Below are 24885 nucleotides of genomic sequence, written 5' to 3'. Positions count from 1 at the left end.
CCTTGTCGTGGTGGCCGGTCAGGCGAGGACGTCGAGTCCCGCGGTGCGGACGGTGGTCGGGGCGGACGGGAGGGCCGTGGCGGGGCCGGTGCGGGCCTCCCGCCCGGTGGGACGAGCGGTGTCACGGCCGGCGCCGTCGCGTCCGGCGCCGTCACGCCCGGCGGTGTCGGCGGCCGAGCGGTCGCGACCGTCGGCACCGGCGTCCGCCGGGTGGTTCTGCGCCGACAGGTCGAGCGTGGTGCCACCACCGGAGTCACGACGGAGGTCCGGCAGGATCTGCCGCACCGCGTCGCGCCCCGCGTCCGAGGCCGCGAACAACTCGACGTGCATGCCGTGTCCGGTGACGTGGGCTCGGATGGTGACGGGGCCGAGGGCCTCCGGCGTGAGCTGCACGGTCAGGACGTGCTCACCGGGTCCGGCCTGCGCGAGCGTGAACAGTGGACGCGCCAACTGCTGCGCCAGCGGCTGCGGCGCGGCAGCGGCGGTGGCCGGGGCGACCGACGCTGCGGTGGTCCCGACGGTCGCGGGCGCCGCGGTCGAGGGGACGGCCAGCACGGCGGGTACGTCGACCGTGCCGGGGCCGGCCGGGAGGCTCGCCCCGCCCTGGTCCGCGGCGGCCGCGGTGGCCGGATTGCCAGCTGCCGTGGCCGGGTTGCCGGCAGCAGCGGCGGTCGCGGTCGCGGTCGGAGCAGCCGCGCCCGTGGTCGGGGCGACCGGGTACGGAGCGGCCGTGGGTGAAGCCATCGCGGCGGGCGCCGGGGTGGAGACGGAGGACAGGGCGGCGGTGGGCGGCGCCGCGGTGGTGCTCGGCGCGAGGGAGTGCGCCGGCGCTGCGACTGCCGGCGCCCCGACCGCGGCGGTGGCCGAGGTGTCGTTCGCCGACGAGGACGCGGACGAGGACGACGACGGCACCGCTGTCGGGATCTGAGGAGCCGCGCCCGCCGGTGCGGCGACGATCGACGCAGCCGACGGCAGGACGGGTCCGGGGACCGGCGCGACGGTCGGCGCGTTGCCGGTGGCATCGGTGGAGTCCGCCGTCGTTGGTCCGCCGTCGTCGTCGCCGGAGGTGTCGGGCATCGCGGAGGTGTCGGCGACGGCACCGGCGACGTCGGTCCCGGCCACACCGGCGCCGGCCACACCGGCGCTGGCCGCACTGGCGCGGACGAGCACGGCGGCGGCGACGACCGGAACGGCCATGGCGAGGGTGCCCGCAGCGGGCTGCCCGGTCGAGTCGGAGCCGGTCCGCGCGGCGTCGATCGGCAGGGCAGCGGTGCCGGTCGTCGGCGTCACGGGCCCGGTCTCGGGCGTCGCGGTGACCGGCGTGGTGAGGGTCGCGGGCGTGGCCGACGACGACGTCGTTGACAACGACGTCGGGGCGTTCGTGCTCGGCTCCCCGGCCGGGTCCTGCCGCCCGCGGTCGCGCTCCCCCGCACCGGAGACGGCGGACAGAGCGGCCCCGAAGTCAGCGCCCGGACGGGACTCCGCCGCACGCGGCCGGACGACGGCCGGCACCGGCGTCAGCGGTGCACCCGTCACGAGCGCGCTCACGCGGCGCTCCCGGCGAAGAGCGACTGCAGCGCGGCCATCTGCATGTCGGTGGCGTTCGTGGCGCTGCTCGCACCGGCGGTCCGGGCGACCTGCGCGGCGGAGGTGGCTGCAGCCTCCTGGCCGGACGGCACGATGCGGCGGATGGTGGCGATGTCGGAGTCCTTGTACCAGTTGTCGACGATCCGGACGTCCTTGCCCGGGCGCGGGGCGTGCAGCACCTTGCCGTCGCCGACGTAGATGACGATGTGCTGCTCGCCCTTGGGGATGATGAGGTCGCCCGGCTGCGCCTGCGCCAGGGACGGCACCGCGACGCCCATGTCCGCCTGGTCCGGGACGACCCGCGGCATGGTGACGCCGAGGTCCTTGAAGACGGTCTGCACCAGACCGGAGCAGTCCATGCCGGCGCGCGTCTCGCCGCCGAACACGTACGGGACGCCGAGGTACTTCTCCGCCGCGGCGACGACGGCGCCGCCGGTCGCACCGCTGCCGGTCGCCAGGGTGCCGCGGCCGGCATCGACGGACGTGGCGGGTGCGGCGGTGGCTGCGGCGGCCGCGGTCGTGGCGGCTGCACCGGTGGTCGTGCCGGACCGCGCGCCGGCGCCGGTCTCGGTGGCCAGCGCGTCGGCGAAGGTGGACGCAGCGGCGGAGGAAGCGGCGGCCGACCCGGCGGTGGACGGCGCAGTTGCGCCGCCCTGCAGCGTCTGGATCTGGCTGCGGATCTCGCTGATCCGCGAGAGCACGGCGTCGATGCTCATCGGTGTCCCCCCTCGGTGCGGCGACGCGCCGCGATCTCGTCGAGTGCGTTCTGTTCGGTGCGCAGGTCCTCGGCCGCGACCCGCGTGGTGTGCTGCCCCTCGAGCTTCTCCAGCCCGAGTGCCGAACGGCGTGCGGCGTTGTAGGTCTGCTGTGCACGGTCGACGTCGGCACGGCGGGACCGGACGACGGCGTCGAGCTCCTCGAGCATCCCGCGGGTCGCGGCACGGGCCGAGGCGACGGCGCTGAGCGTCGCCGCGTCGGTGACCGTCGACGGTTCGTCGTCGAGGGTGCGGCGGGCAGCCATCCGGGCGTCGGCAGCCTCGCGGACCCGGCCGTTCGCGTCCGCGAGGGTCGCGGCGGCACGGTCCTGTTCGGCGTGCCGCAGACGCAGGAGCCCGGCGAGCGGAAAGCGGCGGGCCATCAGACGAGCCCCCCGCCGCTGCCGAGGGTGCGGACGAGACCGGCGAGGCGCTCCCACGACCCGGCGGCGGTGACCTGCTCGGCCATGCCCTGGCGGAGGAACGCGTCGATGGCGTCCTGGTGGTCCACGGCGGCGTCGACCAGCGGGTTCGTGCCGCGCTGGTAGGCACCGACGTCGAGCAGGTCCTGCGCGGAACGCCGTGCGGCCATGACCTTCCGGAGCGCGGTCGCGGTGGCGCGCTGCTCGGGCGTCGTCACCTTCGAGGCGACGCGCGAGATCGACCCGAGTGCATCGACGGAGGGGAAGTGCCCGGTGACGGCGAGCTTCCGGTCGAGGACCACGTGGCCGTCGAGGATGCTGCGTGCGGCGTCGGCGATCGGCTCGTTGTGGTCGTCCCCGTCGACCAGGACGGTGTAGATCCCGGTGACGCTGCCGACCCGGTCGGTGCCGGCACGCTCGAGCAGGCCGGCGAGCACCGAGAACGTCGACGGCGGGTAGCCCCGGGTGGCCGGCGGTTCGCCGACGGACAGGCCGATCTCCCGCTGCGCCATCGCGACGCGGGTCAGCGAGTCCATCATCAGCACGACGTCCTGGCCGGCGTCGCGGAAGGACTCCGCGATGCGGGTCGCGACGAACGCGGCACGCAGGCGCATCAGGGCGGGTTCGTCGGACGTCGACACGACGACGATCGAACGGGCGAGCCCCGCAGGCCCCAGGTCGTCCTCCAGGAACTCCCGGACCTCGCGGCCGCGTTCGCCGACCAGGGCGATCACGTTCACGGCAGCGTCGCTCCCCCGGGCGATCATCGACAGCAGCGAGGACTTGCCGACACCGGAGCCCGCGAAGAGGCCCATGCGCTGGCCCCGGCCGACGGTGGTCAGCGTGTCGAGCACACGGACGCCGAGCTGCATCGGGGTGTCGATGCGGGTGCGCGCCATGGCGTTCGGGGTGTCGTGGTCGAGCGGGACCCAGGCGTCCGCCGCGAGCGGACCGCGGTCGTCGATCGGACGACCGAGACCGTCGATGACCCGGCCGAACAGCCCGAGGCCGGTCGGCACGAGCACGGGCCGGCCGGTCGAGCGGGCAGGGGTGCCGGCGGTGATCCCGTTCAGGCGGCCGAGGGGCATGCAGCGCACCCCGGACGAGTCCGTGGCGACGACCTCGACCGCGGTCTGGGCCGCACCCTCGGCACCGACCGTGATGACCTCACCGACGTGGGCGTCGAGCCCGGCGATCGTCAGGCCGAGGCCGACGGCGCTCGTCACGGTGCCGACCCGCTGCGGCTGCGCAGCACGGATCGCGTCGTCGAGACCCCGCGGGCGGAGCAGCCCGTGCTCGAGGACGCCGGAAGCGCTCACCGGACGCCCCCGAGGGCAGCGCGAGCACGGTCGAGGGCAGCGTCGATGCGTGCGTCGAGCAGTCCGTCGGGCAGGTCGACCACGGCGTCGCCGTCCCGGAGGGACGCATCCGCCACCACGGGGACCGGCATCGTCAGGTCCGCGACGGCCGCCGCGTCCGCCGGGCTGAGCCGGACCGCCGTCACCACGGGCGCGCTCGCAGCGGCCAGGGCGCGTCGGAGCGTGTCCTCGGCGGCGGCCGGACGTCCGGACACCCCGTCCACGTCGTCAGCCCGGGAGGCCCGCACCGCGTACCCGACGACGGCCTCGGCCAGGTCGACGGCCGCGCTGGCGACCGACTGCTCGGCGTCGGCGAGGACCGGCGCGACCCGGGCCTGGAGCGCCGCGGCGGCACGGTCGAGGACCGCGAGCCGGTCGACGACGAACGCCTCGAGGTCGGACAGTCGCGCGGCGTGCTCGGCGTCCATCCGGGCGCGGGCTGCATCGGTCTCGACCTGGGCGGCACGGAGCCCGGCGGCGTACCCGGCAGCGTGGCCGCGGACGTCCGCGCTCGCGGCGCGACGGGCCAGGGCGGCGTCGGTGATCACCGGGAACGCGACCGGGGCGAAGGCGTCAGTCAACGAGCTCGTCCTCCTCGGCGCGGTGGACCGTGATGACGCCCTGGGCCTCGAGCTCGCGGACGGAGCGGACGACCTCGGCGCGGGCCTCCTCGACCTGCGACACCCGGACGGGGCCCATCGACTGCAGTTCGTCGTCGAGCAGTTCGCGGTTGCGCTCGGAGACGTTCGCGCGGATCGTCTCGACGACCGGCGTGGACGCACCCTTCATGGCGGTGGCCAGGATCTTCGAGTCGATGCCGCGGAGCACCTGCTGGATGTCGCGCGACTCGAGCTTCACGATGTCCTCGAAGGTGAGCATCCGGGAACGGATGTCCTCGGCGAGTTCCGGGTCACGGGCCTCCAGACCGTCGAGCACGGCCTTCTCGGTGGCGACGTCCGACCGGTTGATGATCTCGACCAGCGGCGCGATGCCGCCGACGACCTCGACGCTCTCGCGCGGCGAGACGACGGCTCCGGCGCGCGAGCGCAGGACCCCGGCGACGATGCCGACGGACTCGGGCGTGGCGGTGCCCATCGTGGCGAACGCCTGCGCGACGTCGGTGCGGACGCGCTCGTCGAACCCGGCGAGGACGGCGCTCGCCTGGGCGGGCTTCAGGTGCGCGAGCACGAGGGCGATGGTCTGGGGCAGCTCGCCCTCGAGCAGGGCGATGACCTGGCCGGGCTCGGCGTCGTCGAGGAACTCGAACGACTGACCGGCCAGGTTCGACGCCAGCCGGTCCATCACACCGGCGGCGCGCTCGGCGCCGAAGGACGCCTCGAGCAGGCCCAACGCGGTCTCCTTGCCGCCGCGACGGTTCGTGCGGCCGGTGCGGGTGAGGCGGTGGAACTCGCCGAGGGTGCGGTCGACGACCTCGTCGTCGACGCGGCGCATCCGGACGATCTCCTGCGAGATCTCCTCGGCCTCCAGCTCGGTGAACTGCTTCATGACCTCGGCGGCCCGCTCGGTGTCCATCTGCATGAGGATGAGCGCGACCTTCTGCGCCCCGGTCAGCGGTCGGTCGGTGCCGGGTGCGGGGACGACGGCGCTCACACCGACGCCCGGTCGTCGAGCAGGCCGCGGAGGAGCTCGGCAGTGCGCTTCGGGTCGCGCTCGGCGAGGGCCGCGATGTCCTGGCGGCGGCGTTCCGCGGTGATCTCGTCCGTGGTGAGGACCTCGGTCGGGGCGTCGTCGTGCGGCAGGGCCTGCAGCGCCACGGTCGGGGCGTCCCCGGCCTCGAGACCGGTGCGGACGTCGGCCGGTTCGACGGCGAGCGGCAGCGGGAACGCCTCACCGAAGGCGTCGAGCTCACCGATGTCGACCTGTTCGCGCTGCTGGCGGCGGCTGCGACGTGCCAGGACCACCATCAGGGCGACGAGGGCCAGGACGATCCCGACGACGATCCCGGCGGTGCGGATCGCCGACCAGAGCGCCTCCTGCTGGTCCGCCTGCTGCTGCGCTTCGAGCGCCTTCGCGGCGTCGTCGGCGGCACTGGTGTCGAAGTCCATCATCGCGACCTTGACCTGGTCGCCGCGGGTCGTGTCGACGCCGGCGGCGTTCGCCACCAGGTCGTTGATGCTCTGCAGGTTGACGCCCTGCACGGACTTCGCCTTGGAGTTGAGCGCGACCGAGATCGTCTGGCGGTCCATCGCACCGGCCGGGATCTGCGTCGTCTCGGTGGTCTTGTCGACGGCGTTGTTCTTCGTCGCGGACTGGTTCTCGTACCCGCCGTCGCCGTTCCCGGTGCCCGAGCTGGCGGTGCCGTTCGGGACGGCGATGTTGTCCGGACCGAGGACGCCCGTCGCGCCGGCGCCGGCACCGGTGGCCCCGGCGCCGTACTGCTCCTTCGTGGACGACTCGTTGAGCGCCACCGGGCCGGTCGTCGGCGTCGTGTAGGACTCGGTCGTGCGGGTGCCGGAGTTGTCGCTCATGGTCGCGGCGACGACGACGCTGGCGTTGCCGGCACCGAGCGTGGTGTCGAGCAGGTCCTGCACCTTCTTGCTCGTCGCGGCGTCGTAGTCGGCGGCCTGGTCGGTGCCGGAGCCGGTCGCGCCGGTGCCGACCGCCGACAGGGTCTGGCCCTTCTGGTCGACCACGGACACGTCGGTCGGCTGCATGCCCTCGACGGCGGCGCTCGTCAGGTGCACGATGGCCTGGACCTGGTCGGTGCCGAGCTGGGAGCCGTTCTTCGTGGCGATGAAGACCGACGCGGTGGGGTCCTTCTCCTCGGACACGAACACCGACTTCTTCGGGATCGCCAGCTGCACGCTCGCGGTCTGCACGCCGTCCAGCGCGGAGATCGTCTTGGCGAGCTCGCCCTCGATCGCGCGCTTGTAGGTGACGTCCTGCTGGAACTCGGAGCTCGTCACGCCCATGGTGTCGAGCAGCGAGTAGCCGCCCTCGTTCGACGACGGCAACCCGTTCGAGGCGGCCTTGAGTCGCTCCGTGTAGACCTTCGCCTGCGGGACCAGGATCGTCGCGCCGCCGTCGGTGAGCTGGAAGGGCACGCCGTCGGTGGTGAGCTGGTCGGTGACCGAACTCGCGTCGGCAGCGGCCAGGCCGGTGAACAGCGGCGCGTACGACGGCTTGCCGAGCCAGGACGCGAGCGCGATGCCGCCGAGCACGAGTGCCGCGATGCCGATGACCGCGATGGTCCGCTGTGCGGCGGTGAACCCCTTGACGTACGCGCCGAGGCGGCCGAGCACGTTCTGCATGCCGGCGGGCATCAGGCCTGCATCCGCATGATCTCGTTGAACGCGTCGACGCCCTTGTTGCGGACCGCGGCGACGAGCTCGAGTGTGACCTGCGCACGGGTGGACGCGATGGTGGCGTCGTGGATGTCGTCGAGGTTGCCGGTGACGGCCTTCAGGGCCAGCGTCTTCGAGTCGCTCTGCAGCTGCTGCAGCCCGTCGACGGCGTTGCCGAGACTGGCGGCGAACCCGTCGCCCCCGGTCCCGGTGACCGCGGACGAACCGAGGTCGCTGCTGGTGCCGGTGACGTTGGTCACGGCGTTCGTCATCGCGTTGGTGGTCACACCGTTCACGGCGTCGATGGGCATCAGTTCTTCCCGATCTGCAGTGCCGCCTCGTAGGCGGTCTTGGCACGGTCGACCACGGCGGCGTTCGCCTGGTAGCCGCGCTGGGCCATGATGAGGTCCGCCATCTGCGTACCGAGGTCGATGTCCGGCATGCGGACGTAGCCCTCGGGGTTCGCGAGCGGGTTGTCCGGGTCGTAGGTGACCCGGCCGGCGGCGCTGCCGAACGCGGCGCCCTTGACGTAGGCGCCGGAGACGCCGTTGCCCTCCTGGACCTCGACGTAGCGGGCCTGGAACGCGGAGTCGTCCATGGACCGGACGGTGTTGACGTTGGCGATGTTGTCGGAGATCGCGTCGAGCCACTTGCGGTGCACGGTCATGCCGGTGCTCGCGATCCCGATCGCGTCGAAGGTCGTCACGAGTTGGTCCGCATCGCCGCACGGACGCTGGTGAGCTCGGAGTTCATCGCCTGCGTCGCGAACTGGTACCGCAGCACCGTGTCGACGTTCGACAGCGTCTCCTCGTCGAGGTTGACGTTGTTGCCGTTCGTGTTCGTCGGCTCCAGGCTCCGCGCGACGGTCGGCGTGGTGCGGCCGTTCCCGTCGACGATCGACTTCGCGAGCGCGTCCTCGAACTGGACCTTGCCGGCCCGGAAGTCCGTGGTGTTGATGTTCGCGATGTTGTCGGCGATCACGCGCTGACGCATCGACAGGCCGTCGAGTGCGCTCTGCAGCGCGGCAGACGTCACGGAGTCGAACACGGATGGGTCCCCTCGTCGGGCGTCGTCGGGGTGACGTCGCCGTGGCGGTGGTGGCCGATCCGTGGCCGGGTGGTCGAGCGATCCGTGCTCAGAGAGGCCTATCGGCGGCTCCGCTGAGCCGTGTAAGCCGTCGCCCCGAACGGGGGCCGGTGTGGCGTCAGGCGCTCGCGTCGAGGTAGACGGAGGCCTGCGGCGTGCGCGTGGCGTCGACCGCGCGGAGCGCGCCGAGGTGCTCGAGCGTCACGCGGCGGGCGTCCTCGACCACCGTCATCCGGTCCCGCTGCGCGGCGAGCAGCCGGGAGGCACGACCCACCAGGTCGCGTGGGATCGGTCCCAGCCCGGTCGGCTCGGACCAGGGGGTGCCGTCACCGGCCGCGGCGGTCACGTCGGCCGCGTCGCGCTCGAGGGTTGCCTCGAGGTCGGCGAGGGCCGCTTCCCAGCGGTCGTGGGTGTCCTTGTCAGGCGACACCGAGCGCCCCGCCCGCGGTGTGCTGCGGGGCGACCTGGGCCGCCGGCAACGAGGCGGCGGCGTCGTGCCACGCCTGACGGAGCGGGTCGAGGATCCGGATGCAGTCCCGGGTGGCCTGGACGTCACGGTGGACGTTCGCGGTGATGAGCGACGTCGACGCGTAGTTGTACACGGCGAGCAGTCCTTCGCCGCCGTCCCACACGTCGATCTTCAGCGTCGAGGACAGCTCCCCGACGATGGCCTGCGCGTGCAGGAGCTGCTCGCGGGCGGCGTCCCAGTCCGCGGCGACCTGGGCGGTCTCGGCGCGGTGTAGGTCGAGCAGCAGGCGGTCGTACAGCATCGTGACGAGCTGCGCGGGCGTCGCCGACAGCACGGCCTCGTTCGTGTACTGGGCGCGGCGCTGGTCGGTGACGGACCGGGGCTGCGCGGCCTGCCGGAAGGCGGCGGCGCCGCTGAGGTCGAAGGCGTTCATGACGGTTCTCCTGCGGCTCAGCTGGACAGCGTCGACAGCTGACCGGCCAGCCAGCTCGACTGCGACTGCAGCTTGCTGAGGCTGGTCTCGAGCGCGGCGTACTGCGTCTGCAGGGTCGCGCGGCGCAGGGTCAGTCGGTCGGTCCAGGAGTCGATCTGCGTGTTGAGGTCCTTGACCACGGACTGCTTGCCCGTGATCGCGGTCGTGATGGAACCGGTGTACTTGTCGCTGGCGGCCGTGGCGGCGTCCGAGACGGCCTTCGCCACGCCGGACAGCACCGCCTGCGTGCCGGCGGGGTCGGCGGCGAGGGCCTTCTGGAACGCGGCGGCGTCGAAGTCGAAGTCGCCGTCCTTCGAGATCACGATGCCGATCGACGACGGCGACTTCCCGTTGACCGGGGTCGACATCGCGCTGGTCAGCCGCTGGACGGCCGAGCGCGTCGTGGCGTCGCCGAGCAGGACCCCCGCCGTGGTGCTCGTCGTCCCGCTCGTCGGACTCGTGGTGCTCGTGACGCCGGTGTTCGACGCGTAGTACGACGTGACGGCGTTGAGCGCATCGACGAGCCCCGAGGCCACGCCCTGCGCCTTCGTGCTGTCCCGGCCGACCGTGATCGTCGTGGGGTCCGTCGACGCCTTCGAGACGGTGACGTTGACGCCGGGCAGCAGGTCGCTGAACGCGTTCGTCGCACTGGTGACGGTCTGCGCGGCCGCGGTCCCGGCCCACAGGGTCACCGACGCGTCGGCGGCCCGGGTGACGACGGCCGCGCCGGGCTCGGCCAGCACGTCGGTCGCGGTCCCCGCGGTCACGTCCGCCGCGGTCCCCCGGTGCAGGGTGAACCCGTTCGCGGCACCTGTGGCGGTGCTCGTCAACTGCAGCCGGTAGAGCTTGGTGCCGCTGGCGTCGGTCCCCGCAGCGACCTTCGTCGCGGTGACCCCGGCGGCGGAGCCGTTGATCGCGGTCACGGTGTCATCGAGTGAGCCCGAGGCCGGGGTGACCGTCGTGCTGGTGCCGTCCGGCTTCGTGAAGGTCAGCGGCGACGCGGTGTCCCCCCAGGACGACATCGCGGCGGTGACACCGACCTGCGCGGCGGCGGTCTGACCGACCGTGAAGGACACCGAGCCCGCGGTGGCGCTCGCGCCCGTCGACACGCTGGCGTTCGTGGCGCTCGACGTGGCCGTGAAGGTGTCGAGCGAACCGGCCTTCGCGGCCGCCGAGGCCTTCGTCGCCAGGGACTGCACGAGTCCGTTGATCGTCTGCAGCGACGAGATGAACGAGTTGGTCGTGGTGACCTTGGACTTGAGCAGGGTCTGCGGGACCTGCTCGATGCTCATCAGCGAGTTGATGAGGTCGGTGGTCTTGAGTCCGGAGACCAGGCCGTCGATCGCGAGCGAGGTGCTCGTCGCGGACGTGGTGGACATCGCTGGCTCCCCGGTGGTCGGCGGCTCGGAGTGGAGGCGGACCGGCCGAGGTCAGTCCGCAGGGGTGGAGGCCACCACCGAGGAGCACCCGAACGGCTCCTCGGCGGTGGCGACCGGTGCGACTAGCGGAGCAGCGACAGGACGCCCTGCGTGCTCTGGTTCGCCTGCGCGAGCATCGACGTGCCGGCCTGGCTGAGGATGTTGTCGCGCGTGTACTTGACCATCTCCTCCGCCATGTCGACGTCGGTGATGCGGGACTTCGCCGCGGTGAGGTTCTCCTTGGCCACGTTCGTCACGTTGATGGCGTGGTCGAAGCGGTTCTGGATCGCACCGAGGTTGGAGCGAGCCGACGAGACCTGAGCGATCTGCGCGTCGATCAGCTTGATCGAGGCCTGGGCGTTCGCCGCGGTGTCGAACTTGACCCCGCCGGTCACGGCCGTGCCAGCAGCGCCGGCGCCGAGGCCGTCGCCAGCGGTGGCGTTGTCAGCGGTGGCGAGGGTGCCACCGTCGAGTGCCGTGACCACGATGCCGACACCGGCACCGTTGTCGTCCTTCTTGACCGCCACGGAGAAGTGCGACGAGAAGTCGGCGTCCGAACGGAGGGCCGACGCGTACTCGTCGACGCTCTGGAACTTGGCGGCGGAGCCGTCAGCGGTGTCCTTGAGCGTGCCGGTCTTGACGGTGGTGCTGACGCCGTCCTTCGTCGAGGTGAACGACACGGAACCGGTGGTCAGGTCCGCGACGTCGTCGATGGCGAAGGTGGTGCCGGTCAGGTCGAGGTCGCCTCCGGAGAGTGCGTTCGAGATCGACTTGACGTTGGCGCCCGACAGGTCGACCGTGATCTGGCTGTTCTCGTCACCGTTCGCGCCGACCTGGAACTTCATGTTGGTCTGGGACCCGTCGAGCAGGTTGATCCCGTTGAAGTTCGTCGACGTCGCGATGCGGCCGAGCTCCTTCTGGAGCTGGTCCGACTCGGTCTTGATCGCCGCACGCGACGTGTCGTTGTTCGAGTCGTTGCCGGCCTGGACGGCCAGGTCGCGCATGCGCTGGAGGATCGAGTGGGTCTCGGTGAGGCCACCTTCAGCGGTCTGCACGACGGAGATGCCGTCCTGCGCGTTGCGGGCGGCGACCGTGAGGCCACCGACCTGGGACTTCAGTCCCTCGGAGATCGACAGACCGGCAGCGTCGTCGGCAGCACGGTTGATGCGGAGGCCGCTCGAGAGCTTCTCGAGGGACTTCGACAGGTCGTTCTGCGTCGCGTTGAGGTTCCGGTACGTGTTGAGTGCCGAGAGGTTGGTGTTGATGGACATACCCATGATGTGTTCCTCCGTGAAACTGGGCCGATCGTCAGCCCGTCCGTGGGCTGACATGTGTTCCTCTCGGCCGTTCGGCCGGAGGCGTTAGACGATCCGTCGGACGAGTTCACGTCCGCTGGACCGCCGGACGGTCAACTGGCCGCGACGACGCCGACCGAGGTCGCGTCCTGCACCGCACGGGTGACCCCGGCGGCGGCGTTCGTGGCGACGCGGGCCAGGTAGGCGCTCCGGCGGGCGGCGGTGGTGCGGGACGCCGGCTCGGGGGCGGCACCACCGTCGCCGTAGTGCTCGGCGAGGCCGTCGCGGAGCAGGCGCATCGCCTCCGACCGCTGCTGCGAGACGGCGGAGTGGGTGATGCCCAGCTCGGCGGCGACGTCGGTTACCGTGCGGTCGCCGAAGTACACGGCCTCGACGATCAGGCGCATCCGGTCGGGCAGCGCCTGCACGGCGGCGACCAGGTAGCGGCGCTTCTCGGCTTCGAGCAGGTCCTCGCCGGGCAGCGGCAGGTCGGCGGCGACGGTGTCGTGCACGGTCTCGTCGATCGGGCTGACGGTGCGCGCGGCGTCGGTGAGGGCGTCCACGGCGGTCTGCCGGTCGACGCCCATCGCGTCGGCGATCTCCTGCGGGGTGACACGGCGTCCGAGCCCGGCGGACAGGGCCTCCTGGGTGGCGAGGGTCTCCCGGATGCGCTTCCGGGTCCCGCGACTGGCCCAGTCGCCGGCGCGCAGGTCGTCGGCGATCGCACCGGTGATACGGGTGCGGGCGTACGCGCCGAACGGCACACCGAGGGTCGGGTCGAAGGCGTCGGCGGCCTGCACCAGTGCGACGGAGCCGACCTGTCCGAGGTCGTCGCGGCTGAGGTGCGTGGCGCGAGCGCAGGTCTCGGCGACGATGTAGCCGACGAGCGGCAGGTGCTCGACGATCATCGCGTTGCGTTCGTTCCGGTCCATGGTGTTCCCCTGGTCGTCCTGTGTCGACTGACCCGTCCCTGGGCATGACGATCACCGGCGTCGGGACCGCCGGATACGTCGAAGAACCGCCGGGATCCGTCCCTGCGGTGCGCTCGCGCCCGTGGACGCGAGTGTGGGGTTGTCCCCCGGTGCTGATCTCGAACCTATCGGCTGCCTGAGCGCCGGACGAGACATGTTCCGTACCCAATGCGGGGGGAGGGGCACCCCACTCCGGTCCGCCGTTCAGGGGACCTCAGCCGGGTTTGTCCCCCGATCGGAGGACGCCGTGCCCGGTGCTTACGCCGGAGCGGTCAGCGTCGATAAGTCCTGGTGACCGCAGCTGGCGGTCGCCTGATCCCGGAGGGAGCTGATGAGCGTGAACGACCTGTCCGCCGTCCTGTGGCGCGAACGCGAATTGCTCGAACTGCTCACGTTCAAGCTCGAGGAGGAGCAGCTCCTGCTCGCCGCCGGGCGCTCCCGCTGGATCTCGCACGCCAGCCGTGAGGTCGAGCAGGTCCTCGACCGGCTCCGCACCACCGGCCTCGAGCGCAGCGCCCAGAGCGCCGCCGTCGCCGAGGAGTGGGGCATGCCCTCCGACGCTCCCCTGCGTGAGGTCGTCGCCGCCGCACCGTCCGGCCCCTGGGGCGAGATCCTCGCGTCGCACCTCGCCGCGATGCTCGAGCTCACCACGCACATCGGGTCCCTGCGCGACGAGAACGACCGCTTCCTGCGCGTCGCCGCCCAGGCGACGCAGGAGACCCTCGCCGGCACCGTGACCGACGCCGACACCTACGACGCCAGTGGGTCGTCCGGCAACGCCACCGACGGCGCACGACTCTTCGACGGGAACCTGTAGCGATGGTGAGCACCTTCGGCTCCCTGCAGACCGCCTACTCGGGTCTCGCCGCGGCCCGCGCGGGCCTCGACGTCACCGGCCAGAACATGGCGAACGTCGGCACCACCGGCTACACCCGGCAGCGGATCGTGCAGACCGAGGTCGGCGCTCCCGCCCAGACCGGGTTCGTCCGCGGCACCGCGGCGCTCGCAGGTCAGGGTGTGTCCGTCGACGCGATCGCCCGGCTGGCGTCCTCGACCCTGGACACCCGTGTCCGGTTCTCGGCCGGCGCCGCCGCGTACGCCGACACCCGGAGCGCCGCGCTCGACCAGCTCGAGACCGGTCTGCACGAGCCCGGCGCCGACGGCCTCTCCGCGAAGCTCGACGGGCTCTGGTCCGCCTGGAGCGACCTCGCCACGCACATCGACGACCCCGGCTCGGCCAGCGCACTGATCGGCGCGGCGAAGACCGTCGCCACCGCCCTGTCCGCCGGCTCGTCCGCGATCGACGCCCAGTGGTCCGCGACCCGCTCGACCCTCGCCACGCAGGTCGGCCAGCTCAACGACGCCGCGAAGCAGGTCGCCGACCTCAACGGCGCGATCCGCACCGCGCTGGCATCGGGCGGCACGGCGAACGAGCTCCTCGACCAGCGCGACCAGCTCACCGAGGAGATCGCGACCCTGACCGGCGCGGCCGTCCGCGACAACGGCGACGGCACGGTCGACGTCGTGATCGGCGGCAACCCGCTCGTGCAGGGCACCACCGCGCGCAGTGTCACGCTCGAGGGCCCGCCCACCCTCGACGCCATGAACACGACGACGAGCACCGGGCAGCCGTCGGCCCCGTCCCTCCGCTGGGTCGGCGGCTCGGTCGGCCCGGTCGCCCTCGACGGTGGCTCGATCGCCGGCGGCCTGTCGCTGCTCGCACCGGCGAACGACGCCCACACCGGCGGCGCCCTCGCCGAAGCCTCCGCCGCGTACGACCGCGTCGCCACCGACCTCGCCACGAAGGTCAACGCCCTGCACGCCACCGGCACGACCCCCTCGGGTGCGAAGGGCACCGCGTTCTTCGCCCTCGCCGCCGGGGTCCCCGCCGCACGGGGGCTGTCCGTCGTCCCCACCGACGGCTCCGGCCTCGCGACGCGGAGCGCCTCTGGCCAGTTCGACGCCTCGGTGCTCACCGCGATCGCGGGCATCGGCTCCGGCGCCGGAGCCCCTGACACGACCTGGGCGACGTTCGTGACGGGGGTGGGCAGCGCCTCCCGGACGGCCGCGTCGGAATCGACGCTCACCGGACTCGCCCTGACCAACGCGCGGACGCAACAGCAGTCCAGCGCCGGCGTCGACATGGACGAGGAGAACGTCTCCCTGCTCGCCTACCAGCACGCCTACCAGGGTGCGGCGCGGGTCCTCACCGCCGTCGACGAGATGCTCGACACCATCATCAACCGCCTCGGCCTCGTCGGGAGGAGCTGACCGTGATCACCCGTGTGACCACCCACATGACCATGGCGGCCGCGCAGGCTCGGCTGCAGGCCGGTGCCGCGAAGGTCGCCGACCTGACCGACCAGGCGACCACGCTCAAGGCGATCCGGAAGCCCTCCGACGACCCGGCCGGCACGGCCACCGCGATGCAGGTGCGCAAGGAGCAGGCGCAGGCCGCCCAGCACGCCCGGAACGCGGACGACGCCGCCGGTTGGCTCGCCACGACCGACTCCGCCCTCGCGGACGTCGGCGACGTCCTCGGCAAGGTCCGCGACCTCACCGTGCAGGCCGCGAGCGACGGCACCATGAACCCCACCGCCCGCGATGCCTTCGTGAAGGAGTTGCAGGGGCTGAAGGCCGACCTGCTCAGCACGGCGAACACGAAGTACGGCACCCGCTCGGTCTTCGCGGGGTCCTCGCCCGCCGGCTCCGCGTACGCCGACGACACCACGTGGGCCGGCAGCTCGAGCTCGAGCGTCACCCGCACCATCGGCACCGGCGAGCAGGTCCGCGTCGACACCGACGGCAGCGCCGTCTTCGGGACCGGCAGCTCGTCGGTCTTCGCACTCCTCGACGGCATCGTCGCCGACCTTCAGGCAGGCACGAACGTGAACCCACGACTCAACCAGATCGATGCCGCCCAGCTCGCCGTCCGCGGCGCCCAGGCCGACGTCGGTGTCCGGCACTCGGCCGCGCTGTCCGCGCAGGACTCGCTGAAGACCCTGTCCACCACGCTGGAGGGACGCCGGTCCGGTGTCGAGGACAAGGCCCTCGCCCAGGCCGTCCTGGACCTGCAGGTCCAGAGCACCAACTACCAGGCAGCCCTCGCCGTCACCGCGAAGGTCCTGCAGCCGACCCTGATGGACTACCTCCGATGAGCATCGACCTGACCTTCCCCGTCGCACCGTTCGGCCTCGAGCCGCTGCGCGCGTTCACGCTCGACCTGGTCGACGGTGCCGAGGGCCTGTTCGCCCTGGTCGGCCTCGGCACCACAGCCTCCGGAGTGGACGCCCCGCGGCTCTACCTGCTCGACGCCGCGGTGCACCTGCCCGACTACGCGCCGCGTCTGTCCGACGAGCAGGCCGACGTCATCGAGCTGACCCGCGCCGAGGAGGCGATGCTGCTGGTCGTCGCGAACCCCGACGCGTCGGGCACGACGGTGAACCTCCTGGCACCCGTCGTCGTGAACGCCCGCACCGGTGTCGGCGCGCAGTTCATCCTCGAGGACCAGGACCTGCCGCTCCGCGCGGAGCTCGCGCGCCACTGACGCCCAGCGTCCCCGGGCACCCCCGGCGTAGCGTCGCCGACATGTCCAGCACCCCCCGTGACCACGACGCGCTCGTGCCGACGCCCGCAGCACCCGTCCAGTCCGCTCCCTCCCCCGACGCCGGGCGCCTGCAGCCCGACGCCCCCGCATGGAACGGCTGGCTCGACCGGGCCATCTCGGTCCAGCGTCCGGCCGTCGTCGCGCACGTCGCCCGCGTCCGTCGCCGGCACCCGGACGCGTCCCCCGCGCAGGTCATCGAGATCCTGGAGCGCCAGTACCTGACCGCGGTCACGTCCGGCGGGGCCGCGGTCGGTGCCAGCGCGGTCATCCCGGGCGTCGGCATGATCGCGAGCCTCGGGCTGAGCGGCGCCGAGACCGTCGGGTTCCTCGAGGCCAGCGCGCTCTTCGCCCAGTCCGTCACCGAGGTGCACGGCATCACCGTCGAGGACCCCGAGCGGGCCCGCGCCCTGGTCATGGCGATGATGCTCGGCGCGCCCGGCTCGCAGCTCGTCAAGCAGCTCGCCGGGCAGGCCGGCGGCGGGCAGGGTCGGACCGCCTTCTGGGGTGAGCTCGTCACGTCGTCCCTGCCGAAGCAGGCCGTCAGCGGCATCGGCGGCCGGCTCCGCGCGTCGTTCGTGAAGCGGTTCCTGACCCGTCAGGGCACGTCGATCCTCGGCCGCGCGATCCCGTTCGGCATCGGCGCGGTCGTCGGGGGGCTCGGCAACCACGCGCTCGGCCGCAAGGTCGTGCAGTCCTCCCGGAGCGCCTTCGGTCCGCCGCCCGCGCACTTCACGGTCGTGCTGCCCCAGCAGGCCGGCGGCGAACCGAAGGACACGAAGTCGCTGAGCAAGCGGCAGCAGCGTGCCCTGGACCGCGGACGCGGCCACTGACGCAGACCCTGCCGATGACGGACGGGAGGCCCGCCACCAGCTGGTGGCGGGCCTCCCGTCCGTCGTGCGGTCGCGACCGGCGAAGCGTCAGCGCCGGATCGGCGTCATGACGACCTGACCGGCGTGCGCGAACCCGCCGCCGAAGCCGAACAGCAGTGCCGGGACGCCCTCGGGGAGCTCCCCGCGGTGCCAGGCCTTCGACAGCCCGAGCGGGACGCTCGCGGCCGAGGTGTTGCCGGACTCGACGACGTCGCGGACGACGTACTTGCCCTCGCCGCCGAGCGCGGTGACGAGCGGCTCGATGATCCGCAGGTTCGCCTGGTGGAACGCGAACACCCCGATGTCGTCGAGCGTCAGGCCGGCGCGCTCGACGACGGCGCGGGCGTGCCCCTCGGCCTCGGTGATCGCCCACCGGTAGATCGAGCGGCCCTCCTGCTGGAAGACCTCGGGGTCGTGCGTGACGCGGACGGCGTCCTGCAGGTGCGGCACGCTGCCCCACGACACGGAGCTGATCTGCGGCTCGTCGGACACGCCCAGGACCGCTGCGCCCGCGCCGTCACCGACCAGGACACAGGTCGAACGGTCGGTCCAGTCGGCGATCCGGGAGAGCGTCTCGGAGCCGATCACGAGTGCGGTGTCGGCGGCACCTGTGCGGATCGCCTGGTCGGCCGTCGCCATGGCGTACTCGAAGCCGCTGCACGCGGTGTTGATGTCGATCGGCGCGGGACCGTTCGACATGCCGAGTGCCGCCGCGACCCGGCCGGCCGTGTACGGCGAGCGGTCCCGGTGGGTGGTCGATGCCACCACCACCAGGTCCACGTCGGTCGGCGCGACGCCGGCGTCCGCCAGGGCGTTGCGCGCGGCCTCGGTCGCCATCGACGTGACGCTGTCGTCGGGCCCGGCGATGTGCCGCGTCTTGATGCCGGTGCGGGTGGTGATCCACTCGTCGTTCGTGTCGACCATGGTCGACAGTTCGTCGTTGGTGAGGATCCGGTCGGGCTGGTGGTGGCCGAACCCGATGATCCGGCTGCCTCGGAGTGCTGGGATGTTCACACCCGGCACGCTACGCCTGTCGTCCAGCGCGGCATGCCCGGCACGGCATGCTCACTCCCGGGCCTTCGCCGTCGCGCGACGGTTCGCCTTCTTGATCGCGTCCACGAGCTCGTCCTTCGTCATGCCGGAACGGCCGCTGACGTCCAGACGCTTCGCGACGTCGAGCAGGTGCGCCTTCGAGGCGTTCGCGTCGACGCCCTCCTCGGTCGTGCCGGAGCCGCGGGACCCTGCTGCGCCGGAGTCCGACGGGCCGGAGGAGTCCTTCTCCTCCCAGTGGTCGCCGACCTTCTCGTACTCGTGCTTCACCGCGGCCCAGGCCGTGCGGCCGGCGCGCTGCCCGTCGCCGTACTCGGCCTCGGCGGACTCCCGGGCGGCGCGGTAGATCTCCTGCGCGTGCTCCGGGGACCGCTGCAGGGTGCTGGGGAGGTCGTCGTCGGCGGGCATGATCGCTCCTTCGTCGCGTGCTGGTCCGGCTCCTCACCGGTACTCCCAGTGCCTGGCAGGGCATCGAGGCAGGGGCGTAGACCTGGACCATGGACTACACACACCTCGGACGGACAGGGCTGTCGGTGTCACGGGCAGTGCTCGGCACGATGAACTTCGGACCGGAGACCAGCGAGGACGACTCGCACGCGATCATGGACCGGGCCCACGAACTCGGCGTCAACTTCTTCGACACCGCCAACGCGTACGGCGGCTCGGTGGGCAAGGGCGCCACCGAGGAGATCATCGGACGGTGGTTCGCCCGGGGCGGCGGACGCCGCGAGAAGACGATCCTCGCCACGAAGGTCTACGGCGACATGACCGGCTGGCCGAACGGCGAGAAGCTCAGCGCGTACAACATCCGCCAGTCGATCGACGCCTCGCTCCGACGCCTGCAGACCGACCACATCGACCTGTACCAGATGCACCACGTCGACCGGGACACGCCCTGGGACGAGATCTGGCAGGCGATGGAGATCGCGGTCGGCCAGGGGAAGATCCTCTACGTCGGCTCGTCGAACTTCGCCGGGTGGCACATCGCCCAGGCGCAGGAGGCCGCGAAGCACCGGAACTTCCTCGGGCTCGTCAGCGAGCAGTCGATCTACAACCTGGTCGTCCGGGACATCGAGCGCGAGGTCCTGCCGGCCGCGCAGCACTACGGCCTCGGCGTCATCCCGTGGTCGCCGTTGCAGGGCGGTCTGCTCGGTGGTGTCATCGAGAAGACCGAGAACGGGTCCCGCCGCCTGTCCGGCCGCAGCGCCGAGTACGTCGACGCGCACCGTGACCAGCTGACCGCGTACGAGTCGTTCGCGAAGGAGCTCGGACACACGCCGGGCGAGGTCGCGCTCGCGTGGCTGCTGCACCAGCCGGGCGTCACCGCGCCGATCACCGGCCCCCGCACGATGGAGCAGTGGGAGTCCGCGGTCCGTGCCGTCGACGTGCGCCTGGACCAGTCGGCGCTCGACCGCCTCGACGAGCTCTTCCCGGGACACAAGACGTCCCCCGAGGACTACGCCTGGTGACCTGACCTCCCGCAAGACGCAACGTGGGCGGTGTCACGCAACGGTGTTCCGTTGCGCGGCGCCGCCCACGTTGCGTTTCCCGGACGGCTCGGGTGCGGGTCCAGCCGGCCGGGGCTACGGATGGCTCGACGGAACCACCGACGAAGGGACACGCACGATGACCACCTCGATGCCCAACGACCACGGCGGCGACGGCGGCAACACCGAGCTCGGTGAGGCGATGCAGCACGAGGCTGCGACCACCGGGGACACCGCAGGCGGCAGCACCCACGTCGAGGAGCGCGCAGACGACGACCGCTCCGGCCTCGATCTGGAGGACCGTGGGGACCAGGAGCAGTCCGCTCTGGCCGCCCTGGGGAACGACGCTCGTGGTGGCGATGCCCTCGTCGGCGGTGGCGACGACCTCGGCGACACCTCCGCCGGCACCCAGACCGACGACCAGGCAGCACCGGGCGGCTCGCGCGAGCGTGGCGCCGACACGGACTGACCTCGTCCCGTCCGGCCCCGCGAAACGCAACCGCGGCGGCATCGCGCAGCGGTACTCCGTTGCGCGGCGTCGCCCACGTTGCGTTTCGCGGGCGCACGCACGACGACGGCCCCCGCTCGAGTGAGCGGGGGCCGTCGTCGTGTGGAGCGAGCGTGTCAGCGGACGCCGACCGGGCTCTTGTCCTCCTCGTCGTAGAGGACGTAGCCCTCTTCGCCGTGGACCGCGGTGTCGATGCCGGCGACCTCGTCCTCGGTCTTGACGCGGAAGCCGATCGTCTTCTCGATGATGAAGCCGATGACGAAGGCCAGGACGAAGGAGTAGACACCGACGGCTGCGGCGGCCGCGGCCTGCTTGCCGAGCTGCTCGAACGAGCCCGAGTAGATCAGGCCGGTGTCGTTGGCGAAGAAGCCGAGGAACAGCGTGCCGAAGATGCCGCCGACCAGGTGCACGCCGACCACGTCGAGCGAGTCGTCGAAGCCCAGGCGGTACTTCCAGTCGATCGCGAAGCAGCAGACGATGCCGGCGAGGAAGCCGAGCACCAGGCCCCATCCGGGCGTCAGGTTGGCGCAGGCCGGGGTGATCGCGACGAGACCGGTGACGGCACCCGAGGCGGCGCCGACGGAGGTGGCCTTGCCGTCCTTGAGCTTCTCGACGAGCAGCCAGCCGAGGATCGCGGCGGCCGGGGCGGCGAGCGTGTTCACCCAGGCGATCGAGGCGATGCCGTCAGCGGCACCCTCGGAGCCGGCGTTGAAGCCGAACCAGCCGAACCAGAGGATGGCGGCACCGAGCAGGACGAAGGGCGGGTTGTGCGGCTTGTGCGCACCCTTGGCGAAGCCGACACGCTTGCCGAGCACCAGCGCCAGGGCGAGGCCCGCGGCACCCGCGTTGATGTGCACCGCGGTGCCACCGGCGAAGTCGATGACGCCCCACGTGGCGGCCCAGCCGGAGGTCAGGTTGAACACCCAGGAGGCGACCGGGAAGTACACGACGGTGACCCAGACGCCGGCGAAGACCATCCACGCGCCGAACTTGGCGCGGTCGGCGATCGCGCCGGAGATGAGGGCGACGGTGATGATCGCGAACGTCGCCTGGAAGCCGACGAAGGCCATCGACGGGTAGGACGCGTCGATCTTCGAGGCCGTGGCCTCCTCGAACGCCTGGCCGAGGCCGAGCTGGTTCCAGTCGATGCTGAAGAAGCCGACGACGCCGGAGATCGCCGTGTGGTCGCCGGGGTTCGCGAAGGCAATCGCGTAGCCGTAGAGCACCCAGAGGACGCTCACCAGGGCGATCGCTCCGAACGACATCATCATCATGCTGATGACGGACTTCGCCTTCACCAGTCCGCCGTAGAAGAAGGCCAGGCCGGGTGTCATGAACAACACCAGGGCCGCCATGACCAACACGAACGTCGTGTTGCCCTGATCAAGCATGTGTGCACCTCTCGTCGCTGTGCGGCTCTCGTCCGCCTCGGGTGCGACCGAGTCTGGCGACGACGTGTTTCACCGGAGCGCTCGGTCTGTTTCGCGGAGGTAACGTCACGGCGCGTTCTGTGAACGCTGTGTTTCGTGGACCGGTCAGCGCGGTGTGCAGGTGCCCCGAGCGACGTGCGAGGACGGTCAGGAGGCCCGGGGCTCGGTCTCCGCGCTGGCGTCGGTCTCCGCGCGCGTCAGCGCCACGACACGGCTGGCCGCGCGGAGGTACTTCTTGCGGTACCCGCCCTCGAGCATCACCTCGGGGTAGACGGTGTCGAGCGGGATGCCGGAGGCGACGATCCGCACCTGCGCGTCGTAGAGCCGGTCGACGAGCGCCACCCAGCGGAGCGCGTCGGTCTGGTCGGTGAACGCCTGCACGTCGGTCAGTCCGACGGCGTCGAGGCCGTCGACCAGCGCGACGTACTTCGACGGGTGCACCGACGCCAGGTGGGCCACGACGGAGCGGAAGTCGTCCTGCGTGACGCGGGCCGGGCCTCCCGACCGGGACGTCCTCACCGAGGACAGGGTCGCCAGGACGGACGGGACGTCGTCGACCACCGAGGCGGACTCGTCGACGGCACGGCGACGGAAGTCGAGGCCGTCGATCCGCATCGTGTCGAACCGGTCCGACATCGCCTGGATCTCCCGCAGGAAGTCCTGCGCCGCGAACCGGCCCTCGCCGAGCGCTCCCGGCGGGGTGTTCGACGTCGCGGCGAAGCGGGTACCGGTCTCGGACAGCTCCTTGATGAGCCGCGTCATCACCATCGTGTCGCCCGGGTCGTCGAGCTCGAACTCGTCGATGCAGACCAGCGAGGTGCCGCGGAGCAGGTCGACGGTGCCCTGGAAGCCGAGTGCGCCGACGAGGGCGGTGTACTCGATGAAGGTGCCGAACGTCTTCCGGCCGGACGCGGCGTGGTAGGCGGCGGCGAGCAGGTGGGTCTTGCCGACGCCGAACCCGCCGTCCAGGTACACGCCCGATCGCGCCGGGGTCTCGGGCTCCTTGCGCTTCCGGCCGAACAGGCCGCGCTTGGCGGGCTCCGGCCGTGTGGCGACGAACGCTTCGACCGCGTCGCGGACCTCGGCCTGCGACGCGTACTCCGGGTCGGGGCGGTACGAGGCGAACGACGCGGTGGTGAACTGCGGCGGCGGCACCAGGGAGTCGGCCATCTGCTGCGGGGTCACCTGCGGGTCGCGGTCCACGAGGTGGGCGACGGGAGCGAGTTCGGGCAAGACGGCCTTCCGGTGCGGAGCGTGCGTGTCGTGTACGTCGTGCGTGTCGTCTCCGTCGTGGAGTGTCACGGTGCGGCGGGGACTCGGCCCGTCCGCGTACCGTTGCCGTCGACGCGCAAGGACCGATCGTAGTCCGCGCGCCACCGATCCCCAGGAGGTACCCCCGATGACCGCACCGGTCGACCCGTCCGAGAAGTTCCGCTCCTACGCGCACCCCGAGCGCCTGGTGTCCACCGAGTGGCTGCAGGAGCAACTCGACGCCGGAGCCGGATCGCCGGAGCTCGTCGTGGTGGAGTCCGACGAGGACGTCCTGCTCTACGAGACCGGGCACATCCCGGGCTCGGTGAAGATCGACTGGCACACCGACCTCAACGACCCGGTGCAGCGCGACTACATCGACGGCGAGGCCTTCGCCCGACTCGTCGGCGGCAAGGGCATCGGCCGTGACACCACCGTCGTCATCCACGGCGACAAGAACAACTGGTGGGCGGCCTACGCCCTCTGGGTCTTCACGCTCTTCGGGCACGAGGACGTCCGCCTGCTCGACGGCGGCCGGGCGAAGTGGATCGCCGAGGGCCGCGCGATGACCACCGACCGGACGACCGTCGAGCCGGTCGAGTACCCCGTCGTGGAGCGCCACGACGAGCCGGTCCGCGCCTTCAAGGACGACGTCCTCGCCCACCTCGGCAAGCCCCTCATCGACGTCCGCAGTGCCCCGGAGTACTCCGGTGACCGGACCACCGCGCCGGACTACCCGGAGGAGGGCGCCCTCCGCGGCGGCCACATCCCCACCGCCGTGAACATCCCGTGGGCGACCGCCGCCGCCGCGGACGGCACGTTCAAGTCGCGGGACGAGCTCGACGCCGTCTACCGCGACGGCGCCGGCATCGGCGACGCCGACGAGGTCATCGCCTACTGCCGCATCGGTGAGCGATCCAGCCACACCTGGTTCGTCCTGCAGCACCTGCTCGGCTACGACAACGTGCGGAACTACGACGGATCCTGGACCGAGTGGGGCAGCGCCGTCCGCGTCCCGATCGCGGTGGGATCCGAGCCGGGTACGCTGCCTGCTCGATGACGGACGCAGCACTCCCCCAGCCCCTCGCCGAGATCCGCGACAACTTCCTCGCGCTCTCGTTGAACGACCGCCTGCAGCTCCTGCTCGAGTTCTCCGACGAGCTGCCGGCCCTCCCGCCGCGCGTGCAGGGACACGAGGACGAACTCGAACGTGTCGAGGAGTGCCAGTCCCCGGTCTTCATCACCGTCACGGTCGGCGCGGACGGCGACGCACCCGACGTCGTCCGGATGCACGCCACGGCGCCGCGCGAGTCCCCCACCACCCGCGGGTTCGCCTCGATCCTGGCGCAGGGGCTCTCCGGCCTCACCGCCCAGCAGGTGCTCGCCGTGCCGGCCGACTACCCGCTCACGATCGGGCTGTCCGAGGCGGTCAGCCCGCTGCGGATCCGCGGCATGGTCGGCATGCTCGGCCGGGTGCAGCGGCAGGTCACGGCGGCGGTCGCGTAGCCGCCTCGTTCCGGACGGGCACGGCCCGCTCAGCGGTGA

General features: G+C 72.1%; 28 protein-coding genes and 1 pseudogene. 9 read left to right on the top strand and 20 right to left on the bottom strand.

The genetic code is table 11. From position 1 onward, the window contains the following. Window positions 1-18 precede the first annotated feature (18 nt). The 16 genes and pseudogenes from DEJ33_RS04845 to DEJ33_RS04775 form a co-directional block, all read right to left on the bottom strand. Window positions 19-1548 carry a flagellar hook-length control protein FliK gene (locus DEJ33_RS04845; RefSeq protein ID WP_181437251.1) on the bottom strand — a complete coding sequence of 510 codons (1530 nt, stop codon included), beginning with the start codon at window positions 1546-1548 and terminating at the stop codon, window positions 19-21. Continuing rightward, a complete protein-coding gene (locus tag DEJ33_RS17675; RefSeq protein ID WP_111194384.1) occupies window positions 1545-2303 on the bottom strand; it encodes a C40 family peptidase in 759 nt (252 codons plus the stop codon). Before DEJ33_RS17675 ends, DEJ33_RS04845 begins: the two co-directional genes overlap by 4 nt. Beyond that, entirely contained in the window at window positions 2300-2725 is a 426-nt protein-coding gene (locus tag DEJ33_RS04835; protein ID WP_110902392.1) for a flagellar FliJ family protein, read from the bottom strand. Before DEJ33_RS04835 ends, DEJ33_RS17675 begins: the two co-directional genes overlap by 4 nt. Beyond that, the gene (locus DEJ33_RS04830; protein WP_258378092.1) at window positions 2725-4083 is read right to left on the bottom strand and encodes a FliI/YscN family ATPase; all 1359 of its coding nucleotides are present in this window, start codon (window positions 4081-4083) and stop codon (window positions 2725-2727) included. The genes DEJ33_RS04835 and DEJ33_RS04830 overlap by 1 nt, the downstream gene beginning before the upstream one ends. Further along, window positions 4080-4703 (bottom strand): hypothetical protein, encoded by a 624-nt coding sequence (locus tag DEJ33_RS04825; protein ID WP_111194383.1) that lies wholly within the window; start codon window positions 4701-4703, stop codon window positions 4080-4082. Before DEJ33_RS04825 ends, DEJ33_RS04830 begins: the two co-directional genes overlap by 4 nt. Next, window positions 4696-5733 (bottom strand): flagellar motor switch protein FliG, encoded by a 1038-nt coding sequence (fliG, locus tag DEJ33_RS04820; RefSeq protein ID WP_111194382.1) that lies wholly within the window; start codon window positions 5731-5733, stop codon window positions 4696-4698. Before fliG ends, DEJ33_RS04825 begins: the two co-directional genes overlap by 8 nt. After that, window positions 5730-7406 carry a flagellar basal-body MS-ring/collar protein FliF gene (gene fliF, locus DEJ33_RS04815; protein WP_111194381.1) on the bottom strand — a complete coding sequence of 559 codons (1677 nt, stop codon included), beginning with the start codon at window positions 7404-7406 and terminating at the stop codon, window positions 5730-5732. Before fliF ends, fliG begins: the two co-directional genes overlap by 4 nt. Beyond that, on the bottom strand, window positions 7406-7738 hold the full coding sequence (fliE, locus tag DEJ33_RS04810) for a flagellar hook-basal body complex protein FliE (protein WP_181421458.1): 333 nt from the start codon (window positions 7736-7738) through the stop codon (window positions 7406-7408). The genes fliF and fliE overlap by 1 nt, the downstream gene beginning before the upstream one ends. Further along, a complete protein-coding gene (locus DEJ33_RS04805) occupies window positions 7738-8133 on the bottom strand; it encodes a flagellar basal body rod protein FlgC (RefSeq protein WP_258368647.1) in 396 nt (131 codons plus the stop codon). Before DEJ33_RS04805 ends, fliE begins: the two co-directional genes overlap by 1 nt. Continuing rightward, the gene (locus tag DEJ33_RS04800; protein WP_110902396.1) at window positions 8130-8474 is read right to left on the bottom strand and encodes a flagellar basal body protein; all 345 of its coding nucleotides are present in this window, start codon (window positions 8472-8474) and stop codon (window positions 8130-8132) included. The genes DEJ33_RS04805 and DEJ33_RS04800 overlap by 4 nt, the downstream gene beginning before the upstream one ends. A gap of 157 nt (window positions 8475-8631) precedes the next feature. Further along, a complete protein-coding gene (locus DEJ33_RS04795) occupies window positions 8632-8943 on the bottom strand; it encodes a hypothetical protein (protein WP_111194380.1) in 312 nt (103 codons plus the stop codon). Next, window positions 8933-9415 carry a flagellar export chaperone FliS gene (fliS, locus tag DEJ33_RS04790; RefSeq protein ID WP_111194379.1) on the bottom strand — a complete coding sequence of 161 codons (483 nt, stop codon included), beginning with the start codon at window positions 9413-9415 and terminating at the stop codon, window positions 8933-8935. Before fliS ends, DEJ33_RS04795 begins: the two co-directional genes overlap by 11 nt. 17 nt (window positions 9416-9432) lie before the next feature. After that, window positions 9433-10833, bottom strand: coding sequence for a flagellar filament capping protein FliD (fliD, locus tag DEJ33_RS04785; RefSeq protein ID WP_111194378.1), 1401 nt, complete (start codon window positions 10831-10833; stop codon window positions 9433-9435). 122 nt (window positions 10834-10955) lie between these two features. Next, entirely contained in the window at window positions 10956-11717 is a 762-nt protein-coding gene (locus tag DEJ33_RS17745; protein ID WP_375334697.1) for a flagellin, read from the bottom strand. Beyond that, window positions 11693-12149 (bottom strand): annotated as a pseudogene (locus DEJ33_RS17740) (flagellin); the annotation flags it as partial. The gene DEJ33_RS17745 and the pseudogene DEJ33_RS17740, both read right to left, overlap by 25 nt. A gap of 131 nt (window positions 12150-12280) precedes the next feature. Next, a complete protein-coding gene (locus tag DEJ33_RS04775) occupies window positions 12281-13099 on the bottom strand; it encodes a sigma-70 family RNA polymerase sigma factor (protein ID WP_111077835.1) in 819 nt (272 codons plus the stop codon). Between the two features lie 370 nt (window positions 13100-13469). Between DEJ33_RS04775 and DEJ33_RS04770 the strand changes: the two genes are divergently transcribed. Genes DEJ33_RS04770 through DEJ33_RS04750 form a run of 5 tightly spaced genes read left to right on the top strand, consistent with a single transcriptional unit; the run spans window position 13470 to window position 17575 of the window. Beyond that, window positions 13470-13955 carry a flagellar protein FlgN gene (locus tag DEJ33_RS04770; protein WP_111077836.1) on the top strand — a complete coding sequence of 162 codons (486 nt, stop codon included), beginning with the start codon at window positions 13470-13472 and terminating at the stop codon, window positions 13953-13955. 2 nt (window positions 13956-13957) lie between these two features. Further along, a complete protein-coding gene (flgK, locus tag DEJ33_RS04765; RefSeq protein WP_181437250.1) occupies window positions 13958-15409 on the top strand; it encodes a flagellar hook-associated protein FlgK in 1452 nt (483 codons plus the stop codon). A gap of 2 nt (window positions 15410-15411) precedes the next feature. Beyond that, window positions 15412-16296 (top strand): flagellar hook-associated protein FlgL, encoded by an 885-nt coding sequence (flgL, locus tag DEJ33_RS04760; RefSeq protein ID WP_111194377.1) that lies wholly within the window; start codon window positions 15412-15414, stop codon window positions 16294-16296. Further along, window positions 16293-16685 carry a flagellar assembly protein FliW gene (gene fliW / locus DEJ33_RS04755; RefSeq protein ID WP_111194376.1) on the top strand — a complete coding sequence of 131 codons (393 nt, stop codon included), beginning with the start codon at window positions 16293-16295 and terminating at the stop codon, window positions 16683-16685. The genes flgL and fliW overlap by 4 nt, the downstream gene beginning before the upstream one ends. Window positions 16686-16726: 41 nt before the next feature. Then, entirely contained in the window at window positions 16727-17575 is an 849-nt protein-coding gene (locus DEJ33_RS04750) for a hypothetical protein (protein ID WP_181432767.1), read from the top strand. A gap of 87 nt (window positions 17576-17662) precedes the next feature. On the opposite strand, the gene DEJ33_RS04745 is transcribed toward DEJ33_RS04750, so the two are convergent. Both DEJ33_RS04745 and DEJ33_RS04740 read right to left on the bottom strand, forming a co-directional pair. Next, window positions 17663-18628 carry a beta-ketoacyl-ACP synthase III gene (locus tag DEJ33_RS04745; protein ID WP_111077839.1) on the bottom strand — a complete coding sequence of 322 codons (966 nt, stop codon included), beginning with the start codon at window positions 18626-18628 and terminating at the stop codon, window positions 17663-17665. Between the two features lie 51 nt (window positions 18629-18679). After that, on the bottom strand, window positions 18680-19072 hold the full coding sequence (locus tag DEJ33_RS04740; protein ID WP_111077840.1) for a ChaB family protein: 393 nt from the start codon (window positions 19070-19072) through the stop codon (window positions 18680-18682). A gap of 89 nt (window positions 19073-19161) precedes the next feature. On the opposite strand from DEJ33_RS04740, the gene DEJ33_RS04735 reads away from it, so the two are divergent. Both DEJ33_RS04735 and DEJ33_RS04730 read left to right on the top strand, forming a co-directional pair. After that, window positions 19162-20133: an aldo/keto reductase gene (locus tag DEJ33_RS04735; protein ID WP_111077841.1), complete on the top strand. Its 972-nt coding sequence runs from the start codon at window positions 19162-19164 to the stop codon at window positions 20131-20133. Between the two features lie 157 nt (window positions 20134-20290). Further along, window positions 20291-20620 carry a hypothetical protein gene (locus DEJ33_RS04730; RefSeq protein WP_111044215.1) on the top strand — a complete coding sequence of 110 codons (330 nt, stop codon included), beginning with the start codon at window positions 20291-20293 and terminating at the stop codon, window positions 20618-20620. A 155-nt stretch (window positions 20621-20775) separates the two neighbouring features. Here DEJ33_RS04730 and DEJ33_RS04725 read toward each other — a convergent pair whose 3' ends face one another. Further along, a complete protein-coding gene (locus DEJ33_RS04725; RefSeq protein ID WP_110902409.1) occupies window positions 20776-22050 on the bottom strand; it encodes an ammonium transporter in 1275 nt (424 codons plus the stop codon). A 186-nt stretch (window positions 22051-22236) separates the two neighbouring features. After that, window positions 22237-23322, bottom strand: a complete 1086-nt coding sequence (gene zapE, locus DEJ33_RS04720; protein WP_258378091.1) for a cell division protein ZapE — start codon at window positions 23320-23322, stop codon at window positions 22237-22239. A 166-nt stretch (window positions 23323-23488) separates the two neighbouring features. On the opposite strand from zapE, the gene DEJ33_RS04715 reads away from it, so the two are divergent. Beyond that, window positions 23489-24400 (top strand): sulfurtransferase, encoded by a 912-nt coding sequence (locus tag DEJ33_RS04715; RefSeq protein WP_111077842.1) that lies wholly within the window; start codon window positions 23489-23491, stop codon window positions 24398-24400. Beyond that, window positions 24397-24846 (top strand): SufE family protein, encoded by a 450-nt coding sequence (locus tag DEJ33_RS04710; RefSeq protein WP_111194375.1) that lies wholly within the window; start codon window positions 24397-24399, stop codon window positions 24844-24846. Before DEJ33_RS04715 ends, DEJ33_RS04710 begins: the two co-directional genes overlap by 4 nt. The last annotated feature ends 39 nt before the right edge of the window (window positions 24847-24885 follow it).

The organism is Curtobacterium sp. MCPF17_047, from assembly GCF_003234045.1.
Lineage (GTDB): Bacteria > Actinomycetota > Actinomycetes > Actinomycetales > Microbacteriaceae > Curtobacterium.
The sequence above is the reverse complement of the archived record's forward strand: the minus strand, read 5'-3'. Positions and strand labels throughout refer to the sequence as shown.

Bases quoted from the DNA above. Each gene is read 5' to 3' on its own strand.
- DEJ33_RS17745 (WP_375334697.1), bottom strand. From the start codon at position 11,717: ATGAAGTTCCAGGTCGGCGCGAACGGTGACGAGAACAGCCAGATCACG.
- DEJ33_RS04770 (WP_111077836.1), top strand. From the start codon at position 13,470: ATGAGCGTGAACGACCTGTCCGCCGTCCTGTGGCGCGAACGCGAATTG.
- flgK (WP_181437250.1), top strand. From the start codon at position 13,958: ATGGTGAGCACCTTCGGCTCCCTGCAGACCGCCTACTCGGGTCTCGCC.
- DEJ33_RS04750 (WP_181432767.1), top strand. From the start codon at position 16,727: ATGTCCAGCACCCCCCGTGACCACGACGCGCTCGTGCCGACGCCCGCA.
- DEJ33_RS17675 (WP_111194384.1), bottom strand. From the start codon at position 2,303: ATGAGCATCGACGCCGTGCTCTCGCGGATCAGCGAGATCCGCAGCCAG.
- DEJ33_RS04775 (WP_111077835.1), bottom strand. From the start codon at position 13,099: ATGGACCGGAACGAACGCAACGCGATGATCGTCGAGCACCTGCCGCTC.
- DEJ33_RS04710 (WP_111194375.1), top strand. From the start codon at position 24,397: ATGACGGACGCAGCACTCCCCCAGCCCCTCGCCGAGATCCGCGACAAC.
- DEJ33_RS04740 (WP_111077840.1), bottom strand. From the start codon at position 19,072: ATGCCCGCCGACGACGACCTCCCCAGCACCCTGCAGCGGTCCCCGGAG.
- fliE (WP_181421458.1), bottom strand. From the start codon at position 7,738: ATGCCCATCGACGCCGTGAACGGTGTGACCACCAACGCGATGACGAAC.
- fliD (WP_111194378.1), bottom strand. From the start codon at position 10,833: ATGTCCACCACGTCCGCGACGAGCACCTCGCTCGCGATCGACGGCCTG.
- fliW (WP_111194376.1), top strand. From the start codon at position 16,293: ATGAGCATCGACCTGACCTTCCCCGTCGCACCGTTCGGCCTCGAGCCG.
- DEJ33_RS04725 (WP_110902409.1), bottom strand. From the start codon at position 22,050: ATGCTTGATCAGGGCAACACGACGTTCGTGTTGGTCATGGCGGCCCTG.
- DEJ33_RS04835 (WP_110902392.1), bottom strand. From the start codon at position 2,725: ATGGCCCGCCGCTTTCCGCTCGCCGGGCTCCTGCGTCTGCGGCACGCC.
- DEJ33_RS04730 (WP_111044215.1), top strand. From the start codon at position 20,291: ATGACCACCTCGATGCCCAACGACCACGGCGGCGACGGCGGCAACACC.
- DEJ33_RS04735 (WP_111077841.1), top strand. From the start codon at position 19,162: ATGGACTACACACACCTCGGACGGACAGGGCTGTCGGTGTCACGGGCA.
- fliF (WP_111194381.1), bottom strand. From the start codon at position 7,406: ATGCCCGCCGGCATGCAGAACGTGCTCGGCCGCCTCGGCGCGTACGTC.
- DEJ33_RS04715 (WP_111077842.1), top strand. From the start codon at position 23,489: ATGACCGCACCGGTCGACCCGTCCGAGAAGTTCCGCTCCTACGCGCAC.
- fliS (WP_111194379.1), bottom strand. From the start codon at position 9,415: ATGAACGCCTTCGACCTCAGCGGCGCCGCCGCCTTCCGGCAGGCCGCG.